The sequence below is a fragment of the Methylobacterium trifolii genome, assembly GCF_022179685.1.
GTDB classification, from domain to species: Bacteria; Pseudomonadota; Alphaproteobacteria; order Rhizobiales; family Beijerinckiaceae; genus Methylobacterium; species Methylobacterium trifolii.
This window is the reverse complement of sequence record NZ_BPRB01000134.1, coordinates 1-12,201: the sequence shown is the minus strand read 5'-3', so window position 1 is coordinate 12,201 and position 12,201 is coordinate 1. Positions and strand designations below refer to the sequence as shown.

The following is a 12,201-nucleotide window of genomic DNA, read 5'->3' as shown; positions in this document are numbered from 1 at the left end:
TCGGGACCGCCCGCGAAGAAGACCGGTGCCCGGAACTGGGACACCAGCATCGCGACGCGCCGCCCGGGATCGTAGGGCAGCACCGAGACCGCCCGTCCGTGATCCTCGATCTCGCGGGTCATGCGCGTGCCGTCCGGCATCGTCACCTCGGCGACGAGAAACCGTGCCCAGCCGTCATGGACGAGGCGCGTCCCACGGATGATCGGTGCCATGCCCAAGCCCCTCCTGCCGCCCGCGATCGCGGGCGGTTCCGGGGGGCTTGGGCATGGCACCGATCATCCGTGGGACGCGCCTCGTCCATGACGGCTGGGCACGGTTTCTCGTCGCCGAGGTGACGATGCCGGACGGCACGCGCATGACCCGCGAGATCGAGGATCACGGACGGGCGGTCTCGGTGCTGCCCTACGATCCCGGGCGGCGCGTCGCGATGCTGGTGTCCCAGTTCCGGGCACCGGTCTTCTTCGCGGGCGGTCCCGAGACCCTGCTGGAGACGCCGGCCGGCATCCTCGACGAGGGCGACGCCGAGGACGGGGCCCGCCGCGAAGCCTACGAGGAGACCGGGCTGCGCCTCGGCGCCCTGGAGCCCGTCGTCAGCGCCTGGACGGCGCCGGGCATCTCGACCGAACGGATGGACCTGTTCCTGGCCGCCTTCTCGGAGGCCGACCGGGCCGGCCCCGGCGGGGGTCTGGCCGAGGAGCACGAGGCGATCACGGTCCACGAGATGCCGCTGTCCGAGATCGCGGCCATGAGCGATGCCGGCGCGATCACCGACATGAAGACCCTGGTGCTGGTCCTCGCCCTGCGACTTCGCCACCCGGACCTGTTTCGCGGGGCCTGAGCGGACGGTTCAAACGCAATCCGATCGATCGCTGCGCGCTGCGGATTTCGGCTTCGCTCAGGCGCCGCGCGGCATCACGGCCCCCGCTCGCGGGCCGCGATCAGGACGAAGCGCCAGGAGCGCAGGAAGTAGCGACGGAACAGCCGCCTCGGGGCGCAGAGGAAGCGGAAGCTCCATTCGAGCCCCATCCGCTGCATCAGGACGGGCGCGCGCGGCACGAGGCCCGCCGCGACGTTGAGGGCCTCCCCCACCGACAGGACGACGGGCGCCCCCAGGGCGAGCCCCTGGCGGTCGACCCAGATCTCGGATTTCGGCGCGCCGACCCCCATGACCAGGAGCGTGGTGCCGTGCGCGCGGACCCGCTCCGCCAGCGCCTGCCCATAGGCCCGGTCGTCCTCGAACCCGAAGGGCGGCACCGCGGTGGCGACCCCATCGGCCGGCACGCCGGAGGCCACGAACCGGGCACGCGCGGCGGCCGCCCCCCGCTCGTCGGCGCAGACGAGGAAGACGCGGGCCGCCTGTGCCGGGGGCGCCGACAGCACCGCGTGGAGGAGGTCGTGGCCGGTGACGCGCGCGACCGGGCGGTGCCTGCGGCGGCGAGCGAGCCAGACCAGGGGCATGCCGTCGAGCGTGCGCATCGCGGCCCCGGCATAGGCCTGCCGGAAGGCCGGGTCCTGCGAGAGCAGCACGATGTGATCGACGTTGGCGGTGACGATCAGGCGCGGCCGCAGGGGCGGCAGGGCACAGGCCGCGGCGATGATCCCGTCCGCGGCCCCCGTGGCGAAGTCCTGACCGAACAGGCGGATGCCGAGGCCGAGGGGAGGCACGGCCGGCTGGTCGACCGCCTGGCTCCGCGGCGAGGCCGGGGTGGCGTCCGTCTCGTGGGCGAAGGCGAACCCGGCCAAGGGGACCTCCCGATCCAGGGTGTAGGGCGCCTCAGGCATCGGCCGCTCGGAAGCTGCGGGCCTGGCCCGGCACGGTGCGGGGGCGGACGTTGCGGCGGCGGTCGCGGCCGGCACCCAGCGACAGGGCGATGCCGGCGCCGAGCAGCATGCCGAGCGCCAGGGCCACCGGCAGGGCCACCTTCGGCGAGGGCGGCCAGGTGCGCTGGCGGGCCGGGGTGGCGGACGAGATGATCCGCACGTTGGTGCTGTTCAGGCGCTCCTGCTCGCTCGCCTCGCGGGCGCGGCGCAGGTACGCCTCGTAGACGCCCCGTCGCGATTCCAGGGTGCGCTCCAGTTCGCGCAGGCCCACATAGGCCCGGTCGCTGGTCACGGTCTCGGACTTCACCCGGTCGAGACTCTTCCGGATCGCCGCCTCGCTGGCGGCGGCACGGTCGTAATCCTTCTGGGTGGTCTCGATGATCCGCTCCTTCTCGCGCTGGATCATGCGCTGCATGTCGCGCTGCTGGGCGTATTGCTCGGCCATGGCCGGGTGGCGCTCGCCCAGGCGGGTGGCGAGCTCGGCGGTGTTGCGCGAGAGGGTGGCGTATTGCTGCCGGAGCGCCTGCATCTCCAGGGATTGCAGCATCTCGGGAAGCGCCGTGTTGGCCTCCCCCGCCTTCATCTTGCGGGCCTGATCGAGGCGCGAGCGGGCCTCGGCCGTCTTGATCGACGAGGTGACGAGCTGCTGGTTCAGGTCGCCGAGCTGCTGGTCGGTCAGCAGCCGGCCGCTGGAGGCCACGAGGTTCTTGTCCTCGCGGTACTTCACCACCTGGCCCTCGGCCAGCTCCACGTCCCGGCGCAGGCTGCTGAGGCGTCCGGCCAGCGAGTCCGAGGCCCGGCGCGCGGCCTCGTTGCGGGCCCCGGCCTCCTCCGAGAAATACGCCTCGCCGATGGCGTTGGCGATGCGGGCGGCCTTCTCGGGATCGCGCGACTGGGCCGCGACCTCGATCACGTAGGTGCGCTCGGCCCGGCGCACGGTGAGCTTCTGCATCAGGGTGTCGATGGCGATGTTGGCCGGGTCGCGGCTCGCCATCGGCGGGGTCATGCCGAGCGCCGCCTTGGCCCAGACCACCATCGGGTTCTCGGAATCGGGCCGGGCGAACTCGTCGTCGCGGTCGAGATGGAGGTTGGCCACCACCCGGCGCAGGACGTTGTCGGACTGGATCACGCGCGCCTGGCTCTCGGCCAGCGAGGTGCCGCTGTCGGCCTGGGGCGAGCGGGCGTTGACGTCGTTCTCCACGACGCGGAGATCCGAAGGGTCGACCAGGATCTGGATGGTCGAGGTGTAGCTCGGCGTCATCAGGCCCAGGAGCGCCACCGCGCTCGCCACCATGAACAGGCCGCCGAGCAGGATGAACCCGCTGCCGCGCCACAGGCGCCGCAGGATGGTGCGGCCGTCCGCCCGCTCCGCCTCGGGCTGCGGCAGGCTCACCTGGACGGGCTCGCCGCGGATCGGTGTCGAGAAGTCGAACATCTGCCTCTACCCCTGGCCCGCTCGTCCTCGGATCGCCTGTGGCGGTTCGGTGTGCCGGCCGATCCCGGCATGATCCGGTTTCGTACCGTTCCGAGACGCGGAACCGGGATCGCCGTCGAGGTCCAGGCCTTCTCGGCAATCCCCGTGCCGAATATTAAGACGGTTTTTACCGTGATGTCTTCGCAGGCGAATAACAAACCGGTGCACATGGCAAAGCACCGCACCACATCCGGAAACACTATTAACGGGCGCGCATCTGCGTAGATAATACGTATGCGCGCCCACGTCTTCGGGGCGTCCCTGCTACGGGATCGTGCCGCCATCCGCGTAGGCCGCCGGGCCGCGGTCTAGGAAGTCCCGGAAGCGGGCGGCATCGGCTTCCGCCAGCCGGTTCCAGCGGGCGACGTTGGCCCGGCCGGCCGCCGCCGCTGCGGACAGCGCATCGCTCCCGATCCAGGCCATGACGGAAGCCGCCGATCCGTCCGGGTCGTCCGGACGGATCGGCAGGCCGGAGCCGGCCAGGACCTCGCGGAACACCGCGCCCTCGGGGGCCACGACCGGCAGGCCGCCGTGCTGGATCTCGAGGAGCGGCAGGCCGAGCCCTTCGGCCTTCGAGGTGGAGACCATGAGGTGGCAGGAGGCCGCCAGACGGCGCAGGTCCGCATCCCCGACGTAGCCGTGAAGCGCGAGGTACGGCGGCGGGTCGTCGAGGAAGGGGTGGCGGCCCCAGCCGACCCGGCCGACGATGTGGAGTTCGGTCCTCACGCCCGCACGGTTCAGGGCCGCCGCGAGGGCGAGTGCCGCCGGATAGTCCTTGCGCGGCTCGATCGTGCCGATGGACAGCATCCTCAGGGGCTCGCCCGGCCGGTACGGGGCGGGGCCGGGCAGGTCGGCGAGGCCGAACACGTCGCGCACCGCCGGCCGCAGCAGGGCGACGAGGGCGTCCGGCGCGCAGACCCGGCGCAACGCCTCCCCCGTGGTGCGGGAATTGACCAGGAAGCGCCGGCCCCAGCGCATCGCCAGGGCGAAGCTCGGAGCCATGTAGAGCCGGCTCTTCCAGCTGAGGTCCTGCGGCCGGTCCAGCAGGAAGGTGTCGTGGACGTAGAGGACGCAGCGCTCCCCGAGCAGGGCGCAGAGGGGGCCGGGGGGAAAGCCCGGCAGCAGCACCAGGGCCGACCGGTCCACCAGCCCGCGCCATGGCAGGCCGAGCTGCTGGGCGGCGACCATCCGCAACAGGTTCGGGCTGCGCACCGGGCGCACGTCGTGGGGGGCCAGACGCTCGGGGGCGAACAGGTCGATGGCGACCCGCTCGATGCCGGTGACGTGGCCGCGCAGGTGCGTCTGGTCGAGGTAGATCCGCCTCACGCCGGACCTCGCAGTCCCGTCCTGATCGCGCTCGCCCAGTAGAGGCAGCGGCGCAACGGCAGGGGGAGGTTGCGGCCGAGCACGGCCTGCTTGGCCAGGCGCAACGCCCGCACGAGGCGGCCGGTGCTGGGCGCCACGGTCCCGGCCGCCCCCGGATGCCGCTCGGCGGCGTCGGGGAAGTGCCCGAGCATCGCCGCCCCGAAGCGCAGGCGCCCGCCCGTATCCGGCAGGAGGCCGCTGTCCCGGAAGAGCGTGTCCAGGGAGATTGCGGCCGAGGCCGGGCTGAAGCGGTTCTCCAGGGCGATCCGGGCGAAGGCGCCCAGCCGCGCCTGCGCCGGCCCGTCCGCCACGAGGTCCTCGATGGCGGCGGCGAGCGCCCCCGGTTCGTCCGGCACGAGGCGGCCGGAGACGCCGTCGATCACTGCGCTGGTCAGGCCGCCGGCCCGGTAGGCGATGGTCGGCGTGCCGCACAGGCCCGCCTCGATCGGCGTCTGCCCCAGGGTCTCCAGGCGGCTCGCCGTGACGTGCAGGTCGCAGGCGCCGTACCAGGCGGCGAGCCGGGCCTCCTCCGCGATGGGACCCGGCGCGAACAGGTTCGGCAGGCCGAGCCGCCCCGGATCGTCCAGGCGGCCGATCGCGACGAAGCCGAGGCCGGGCCGGGCCACCCGCCGCAGGGTGGCGGCGAGGTCGGAAAACCCCTTGTCCGGCCCGTCCACGATCACGGCCGAGATCAGGATCAGCACGTCATCCGCGGGCAGGCCGAGCTCCCGGCGCAGGGCCGCGCGGTCGGCGGGGCGGAACACGCCGGTGGGGAAGGCCAGGGTGACGGACGCCGTCGCAGCCTCGGGCGGGGCGAGGCGGCGGGCCTGCGCCAGGGTCCAGGCGGAGTTGGCCAGCAGCAGCGGTCCGCGGCGCCGGGCCAGCACCGCGCGCTTGGCGGCATAGACCGGGGCTACGCGGCGGCGGGCGAGTTGCGGATACTCGTCCGGCGTCGGGCAGGCCGCGTCGCAGCCTCCTGCCGCGATCCGGGGACAGCCCTTGGGCTGGGCGCAGCGGCCGGTGAGCGGGAACAGGTCGTGCAGCACCAAAGCTATCGGCAGGTGCCCGGAGAGGCGCCCCAGGATGCCCAGCGTGCGCGTCGCCCCGTGCAGGTTGCCGGCGAGCACCAAGTCGTGGCCGCCGCTCAGGATCGCCGATTCGCTCACCGGAAATGAATCGGTCCACTCGGCGGCGGCCGGGGGCGATTCCTCGCTCAGGGTCACGTCGGTGATGCGGTGGCCGGCCAGCATCAGGGCGTTGCCGAGGCGCCGCTGGGCGATGCCGGCGCCGCCCGCATAGCCGGTCCCGGTCAGCGCGACGATCGACAGGGCCCGTCCGGTCCTCCGCCCCCGCTCGTCGCCGGTGGGCGCGTGCTGGAGCAGCACCGGCCGGCCGATGCGGGCGACCCGGGCGCCGAGGGCCGAAAGCCCGCGCCAGGCCGCCTCCGGACCGAGGGGACCGGTCGGGTCGAGCCGCCCGCTCTCCATGAGCCTGCGGCGCGACCACAGGATCTCGCCCCCGGTGAAGGGGATGTCCGCCTCCTCGGTCCCCGCCAGGGACGGCAGGTCGACGGCCGAGACGCGGCGGTCGAACAGCACGCGCAGGCCCGCCACGGCGGCGGCTCCCGTCAGGGCCATCTCCAGGGCCAGCGCCGCCAGGGCGCCGGGGGCCAGCAGGTCGCCCGCGCGCAGGAAGAGCAGGCCGTCGCCCGCCCGGTCGGCCAGGATGGCGGCCGCCACCCGCGCCGCCTCGCCGGGCGGGACGAGGTCGTGACGGCTCTCGGGGTACCTCTGGCGGGCGACGGAGGCGATCGTCTCGGAGAGCCGCGGCTCCGTGCCCGCTGCCACGGTCAGGACCCGGATGCGCGGCCAGGGCGCGCCGTCCGGCAGGCTGTCCGGGCGCGGCCTGCCGGGATCGGCGCCGCCGAGCGGCCAGCCGGCGATGCCGTGGGCCGGCACCGCGGCCGTGTCGTCTGGGGAATCAGGCACGGGGCCGTCCGGCTCTCGCGGTGACCCGCTTGGCCGGCAGTCTCGCCGGAAGAGGTGAAGAGACCCTGTCGATCGCCCGAACGGTCCTCAGCAGCTGCGCAAGACCGGTCACCGGTTTTGCGACGAAAACCTGCGTTCCTTCAACGATCTAGGCAGGTTCGCGTTGGCTTGCCGACGCGAACCTGTCTAGACCGCGACGGAGGCCCCCCGCCGCAGGTGCTCGTCCAGCCGCGGCATGATCTCGACGAAGTTGCACGGGCGGTGGCGATAGTCGAGCTGCTGGGCGAGGATGCCGTCCCAGGCGTCGCGGCAGGCGCCGGGCGAGCCCGGAAGCACGAAGACGTAGGTGGCGTTGGCGACGCCCGCGGTGGCGCGCGATTGAAGCGTCGAGGTGCCGATCTTGTCGTAGGAGATGCGGTGGAACACGGCCGAGAAGCCGTCCATGCGCTTGTCGAACAGGGGCTCCAGTGCCTCGGGCGTCACGTCGCGGCCGGTGAAACCCGTGCCGCCGGTGGTGATCACCACGTCGATGGCCGGATCGCGGGTCCAGGCTTCCACCTGCTTTCGGATCTCAACCACCTCGTCGGGGACGATGGCCCGCCCCGCCAGCCGGTGCCCGGCCTCGGTCAGGCGCTGGGCCAGGGTATCGCCGGAGCGGTCGTCCTCCGGCCGGCGGGTGTCGGAGACGGTCATCACCGCGATGGAGAGCGGGATGAAGCTGCGGGCGGTGGGATCGGCCATGGTCTCGTCCGGTGCTCGGGGCTACGTCGCCCGGGCCTGATATGGGGCCGCCTAGGGCGATGTCGCGCCCGGCAGGGGCGCGGAGAGGCGGGTCGGCAGGGTGTCGATGCGCAAGGCCCGCCGCAGGGCCCGCGACAGGGCATCGATACCGATTGCCATGAGGGCGGTGGCCAGGATCAAAACGGCTGCCACGTCCAGGCGCAGTTCAGAGATCGCGGCGTCCACGTAGAAGCCGAGGGTCGCGACGCCGAGGATGCCGAAGATCGCGCTCTCCCGCAGGATGATCTCCCAGCGGTAGAGGAGGTAGGCCAGGAACTGCCCGTAGAGGCGCGGCACCGTCTCGTAGGCGTAGAGGTTCAGGCCCGTGGGCGCGTCGGCCCGGTAGGCGAGGTCGTCGGCATGGCGCCCGAGCAGGAAGCCGACGATGCCGGCATTGTGGATCGCCAGCGCCAGGATCGCCGGCAGCATCGAGGGGCCGAGGAGCTGTAGAGCCACGTAGGCCAGCATGTATTCGGGTGTTGAGCGCACCACGACGAGGAGCAGCCGCCCCGCCGGCCGGCCGAGACGCCCGGAAAAGCGCCGGGCGGTGAGGGGAAACAGCGCAAGCGCGCCGATGGCGGTGGCGACCAGGGCGATCTGGGCCAGCACCAGGGTCTGACCTGCGCCGGGCAGGACCTGATCGGTCAGGATCGGCCGGAACCAGGCCCAGAGCCGGGCGAGCGCCGCGAGGTCGAGGACGTCGGCGTTGCGCAAGGGGGCGGGCACGATGTCGTGCGTGAGGAAGCGGACGAGGCTCGCGCCGACGTCGGTGGCGCCCACGGTCTCGGGCAGGGCGAGGAGGCTGGCGAGCGCCAGGACCGGCAGGGTGGCGCCCCGCACCCAGAGCCGCCGCGAGCCGATCAGGGCGTAGAAGACCAGGAGCAGCGCGGCCGCCTCCCCGTAGCGCCCCTGCCGGAAGGCGGATTCGAGGTGGAAGCCCATGGTCGGCAGCCCGATGAAGCCGAGGACCAGGGTCGAGCGCATCCCGCATTCGAAGCGGTAGAGGGTGTAGTGGCGGAAGCTCGCGGCCACGTCCGGCAGGCGGGCGTAGAGGAAGGCCGAGACGGCGCCGGTCCCCGCCGGCAGCACGCGAAGGGCCGAGAGGTCGGCCTCGTCGATGATCTCGGAATAGACCTTGGCGCAGATGCCGGCATAGGGCAGCGCGATCGCCAGGATGCCGGTGGTGGCCGACAGGCCGAAGACCTGCATCAGGAGCAGCGCCCAGAACAGCTCGTGGATGGCTCGCAGGAAGGCGCAGACGCCCCGCACCGTGCGGGAGCGGGCGAAGGGGATGGCGAGCAGGAAGCCCGCGCCCGCGCCGAGGCCGACCCCGAGCACGGCGAAGGCCACGGTGTAGACGACGCTCCAGCCCTCCACCGACAGGAAGTCCGGCCGGACCAGGCCGCCGAGCAGCCGCCGCAGGTCGGCCCAGGGGTTGAGGCTGGCGACGTGCAGGTCGGCCACGAGCAGGGCCGCCAGCGCGCCGGCCAGGAACCAGCGGCTGAGCGCGGCATAGCCCGGCCGCGGCAGCCGGAGCGCGCTCACGCGGCGGTCTCGTAGAAGGGGGCGAGCGCGGCGCCATCGAGGTCGCGGGCCGGGGCGTCGAGGACGATGCGCCCGGCATTGAGCACGACGATCCGGCCGGCGTGCTCCAGGGCCAGCGCCACGTCGTGGAGGGCTAGCACCAGGGTCTCGTGGGTGCGGGCCATCTCGGCGAGCACCGCTCCGCCCTGCTGCCGGTCCAGGGCCGAGACCGGCTCGTCGCCCACCAGGATCGGCCGGCCGTTATAGAGGGCGCGGGCCACCGAGACCCGCTGCTGCTGGCCGCCGGACAGGGCGCCCGCCTTGGACCGCAGGTGTTCGGAGAGGCCGACGCGGGCCAGCACCGCCGCCACCGCGTCGAGGTCGGCGCGGGCCGGCAGGGCCAGGGTGCGCAGGTTGTGCAGGATCGAGCGGCGGTCGAGGCGGCCCATGTAGACGTTGTGGAACACCGATAGGGTCCGCACCAGGGCGGCCGCCTGCGGCACCAGGGCGACCTCGCCCGGCGCATGCGCCTGGATCAGCCCGATCAGGGTCGACTTGCCGGCCCCCGACCGGCCCATCAGGGCGACCCGCTCGCCCCTCCGGATCGTCAGGTCCACCCCGTGGAGCACCACGCGTCCGCCATAGGAGGCGGACGCCCCGGCAAGCCGGATCGCGGGCTCGGCCATGGCAGGCGGGCGGCTCAGTCGAGCAGGCCCGTCGATTGGCCGACCGCGATCAGCGGGTCGTAGGCCGCGTTGTCCACGGCGATGAACTTCGTGCGGCCGAAGGGTTCGAGGATCGCCGGGTCGGCGATGCCGACGAGCGCCTGGCGGAGCTTTTCGGTGAAGCCCGCGCCGTAGGCCTTCTCCACGTCGCTGCGCACGGTCCACTGGTAGTCCGGGAAGGCCGGGCTCTCCCAGATGACCGAGACGGCGCCCGCGTCGACCTTGCCGGCCTTGGTGTCGAGGTCCCAGACCGAGTAGTCGACCGCGCCGACCTCGAAGGCGCCCGACTGGACGACCTGGATCGTGCGGCTGTGGTCGCCGGAAAAACCCACGCGGGAGAAGACCGTCTCGGGCGTCTTGCCGGGGAAGGCCTGGCGGATGAAGTATTCCGGCATCAGGCGGCCCGAGGTCGAGGCGCGCGAGCCGAAGGTGAAGGTTTTTCCCGCGACCCCCAGGGGGAATTCGGGAGCCTTCGCCAAACCGGTCCTGGCGTTGGCGATGAGGTAGGTCTTGAAGGCGGCGTCCTCCGCCCCTTGCGCGATCGCCTGCGAGCCCGGCACCGCCTTGCGGGCCTGGACGCCGGTGAAGCCGCCGAACCAGGCGAGCTGGACCTGCCCGTTGGTGAAGGCGGTCACCGCCGCCGGATAGTTCTTCACCGGGATGTAGCGCACCGGCACGCCGAGCCTGGCCTCGAGATAGGTCGCCACCTTGCCGAAGCGCTCCACGAGGCGGCTCTCGTCCTGGTCCGGGATGCCGGTGAACACCAGCGGCGGTCTTGCGAGCGGCGGTCTTGCGGAGTCCTGGGACGCGGCCGGCGCGGCGGCGGACAGGGCCGCCAGCGGCAGGGCGAACGTGAAGAACCGTCGCAGCATCGTGCATCCTTCTTTCGAGACCCGCCACCTGCGGGCACCCCGGGGATTTCCTTGGCGTCAGGCCCGGTCCCCGGGGATGTAGGGGATCAGGCCCTGCGCCAGGGCGATCTCCTGGACCGCGCGGGGCATGTCGCGCAGGTCCACGAGGATGCCGTTGACCTCGGCCATCCAGAGCAGCGGGTTCGCCTCGACCAGGCCCGGCAGGAGCCAGGCCGGGTCCATCCGGTTGACGCCGAGCACCTCGTAGATCACCCGGCCCTTGGCGCTGGCCGTGCTCTGGCCGGTGGCGAAGCCCTTGCAGATCTCCGCCATGGTCATGGTCGGCGTCGTCGCCGGGTCGGACAGGAAGTTCACCTGACCGAGCACGTGAACGATGCCGCAGGCCCAAGTCCGCGGCTGGCCGGAGCCCAGGGGGCTCGGCCGCTTGCGGCTGAGCGCCAGGGCCATGCGCCGGGCCAGGTCCCGGTAATCCGTGTCGAGGTGCTCGGCACAGAACGCGTCCGTGAGCGCCACCACGGCATCGTGGGCGGCCTGCATCTCCCTGGGCACGGTCTGCACCTTCGTCCGCGGCTTTGCGACCTTCATCGATCTGTATTCTCGGGGGCGTGGACCTAGTTCAATCTGCTGGAACGCCGCCCCGAAAGGCAAGACGGGGGCGATACAAGATACGTGGAGGGTATGATGGCTGACGAACCGGTCCGGCTCACGAGCCTCGCCCACGGGGGCGGCTGCGGCTGCAAGCTCGACCCGTCCGTGCTGCGCACCCTGCTCGCCGGCCAGCCGGCCGCCGGGCCGTTCGAGCGCCTGCTCGTCGGCAACGAGTCCTCGGACGACGCCGCGGTCTGGGCGCTGGACGACGGCACCTGCGTGATCGCCACCACCGACTTCTTCACGCCGATGGTGGACGACCCGCACGATTTCGGGCGCATCGCCGCCACGAACGCGATCTCCGACGTCTACGCCATGGGCGGACGGCCGATCATGGCGCTGGCCATCCTCGGCATGCCGGTGGGCAAGATCCCGGCCGAGACCGTGGCGCGCATCCTCCAGGGCGGCGCGGCCCAGTGCGCCGTGGCCGGCATCCCGGTTGCCGGCGGCCATTCCATCGACGCGCCGGAGCCGATCTACGGGCTTGCCGTCATCGGCACCTGCCGGCGCGAGGACGTGCGCCGCAACGTCGACGCCCGCAGCGGCGACGCCCTGATCCTGACCAAGGGGATCGGGGTCGGGATCTATTCCGCGGCGATCAAGCGCGGGTCGCTGCCGGAGGGCGGCTACGCGGAGTTCATCGCCACCACGACGCTGCTCAACCGCGTCGGCACGGCGCTGTCCACCGACCCGGACGTGCACGCGCTGACCGACGTGACCGGCTTCGGCCTGCTCGGGCACGGCCTCGAACTCGCCCGCGGCGCCGGGTGCCGGATCGTGGTCGACGCGCAGGCCGTCCCGTGCCTCGCGCATGCGGGCGCCCTGTGCCGGGACGGCTTCGTCACCGGCGCCTCGCACCGCAACTGGAGCGCCTACGGCGCGGAGGTGGACCTGCCCGCGGGCTTCCCGGAGTGGCGGCGGCACCTGCTCACCGATCCGCAGACCTCGGGCGGCCTCCTCGTCGCCTCGGCGCGTCCCGCCGCGCAGGCGACGAGGAGGCCGCC

The 12,201-nt window shown here is 72.8% G+C and carries 11 protein-coding genes and 1 pseudogene; 2 read left to right on the top strand and 10 right to left on the bottom strand.

Translation table 11 applies throughout. The features are described from left to right. Positions 1 to 212: pseudogene (locus tag COGEMETH_RS12890) on the bottom strand (NUDIX domain-containing protein); the annotation flags it as partial. 53 nt (positions 213 to 265) lie between these two features. Between COGEMETH_RS12890 and COGEMETH_RS12885 the strand changes: the two are divergent. Next, positions 266 to 838, top strand: coding sequence for an NUDIX domain-containing protein (locus tag COGEMETH_RS12885; protein ID WP_238183027.1), 573 nt, complete (start codon positions 266 to 268; stop codon positions 836 to 838). Between the two features lie 74 nt (positions 839 to 912). On the opposite strand, the gene COGEMETH_RS12880 is transcribed toward COGEMETH_RS12885, so the two are convergent. The 9 genes from COGEMETH_RS12880 to COGEMETH_RS12840 all read right to left on the bottom strand — a co-directional run bounded on the left by COGEMETH_RS12880 (position 913) and on the right by COGEMETH_RS12840 (position 11,134). Next, positions 913 to 1,782, bottom strand: a complete 870-nt coding sequence (locus tag COGEMETH_RS12880; protein ID WP_238183025.1) for a WecB/TagA/CpsF family glycosyltransferase — start codon at positions 1,780 to 1,782, stop codon at positions 913 to 915. After that, positions 1,775 to 3,256 carry a GumC family protein gene (locus COGEMETH_RS12875; RefSeq protein WP_238183023.1) on the bottom strand — a complete coding sequence of 494 codons (1,482 nt, stop codon included), beginning with the start codon at positions 3,254 to 3,256 and terminating at the stop codon, positions 1,775 to 1,777. The genes COGEMETH_RS12880 and COGEMETH_RS12875 overlap by 8 nt, the downstream gene beginning before the upstream one ends. A gap of 303 nt (positions 3,257 to 3,559) precedes the next feature. Beyond that, positions 3,560 to 4,621 (bottom strand): glycosyltransferase, encoded by a 1,062-nt coding sequence (locus COGEMETH_RS12870; RefSeq protein ID WP_238183021.1) that lies wholly within the window; start codon positions 4,619 to 4,621, stop codon positions 3,560 to 3,562. Continuing rightward, the gene (locus COGEMETH_RS12865; protein WP_238183019.1) at positions 4,618 to 6,648 is read right to left on the bottom strand and encodes a glycosyltransferase; all 2,031 of its coding nucleotides are present in this window, start codon (positions 6,646 to 6,648) and stop codon (positions 4,618 to 4,620) included. Before COGEMETH_RS12865 ends, COGEMETH_RS12870 begins: the two co-directional genes overlap by 4 nt. Positions 6,649 to 6,834: 186 nt before the next feature. Beyond that, positions 6,835 to 7,389: a molybdenum cofactor biosynthesis protein B gene (moaB, locus tag COGEMETH_RS12860; protein ID WP_238183017.1), complete on the bottom strand. Its 555-nt coding sequence runs from the start codon at positions 7,387 to 7,389 to the stop codon at positions 6,835 to 6,837. A gap of 51 nt (positions 7,390 to 7,440) precedes the next feature. Beyond that, positions 7,441 to 8,973: a PhnE/PtxC family ABC transporter permease gene (locus COGEMETH_RS12855; RefSeq protein ID WP_238183015.1), complete on the bottom strand. Its 1,533-nt coding sequence runs from the start codon at positions 8,971 to 8,973 to the stop codon at positions 7,441 to 7,443. Beyond that, entirely contained in the window at positions 8,970 to 9,638 is a 669-nt protein-coding gene (locus COGEMETH_RS12850; protein WP_238183014.1) for an ATP-binding cassette domain-containing protein, read from the bottom strand. Before COGEMETH_RS12850 ends, COGEMETH_RS12855 begins: the two co-directional genes overlap by 4 nt. Positions 9,639 to 9,652: 14 nt before the next feature. Continuing rightward, positions 9,653 to 10,549, bottom strand: coding sequence for a putative selenate ABC transporter substrate-binding protein (locus COGEMETH_RS12845; RefSeq protein ID WP_238183012.1), 897 nt, complete (start codon positions 10,547 to 10,549; stop codon positions 9,653 to 9,655). A gap of 57 nt (positions 10,550 to 10,606) precedes the next feature. Beyond that, on the bottom strand, positions 10,607 to 11,134 hold the full coding sequence (locus COGEMETH_RS12840; protein WP_238183010.1) for a DUF6398 domain-containing protein: 528 nt from the start codon (positions 11,132 to 11,134) through the stop codon (positions 10,607 to 10,609). A gap of 96 nt (positions 11,135 to 11,230) precedes the next feature. Here COGEMETH_RS12840 and selD point away from each other — a divergent pair. Then, positions 11,231 to 12,201 (top strand): selenide, water dikinase SelD (gene selD, locus COGEMETH_RS12835; RefSeq protein WP_238183008.1); only part of this gene is annotated, 971 nt, incomplete at its 3' end.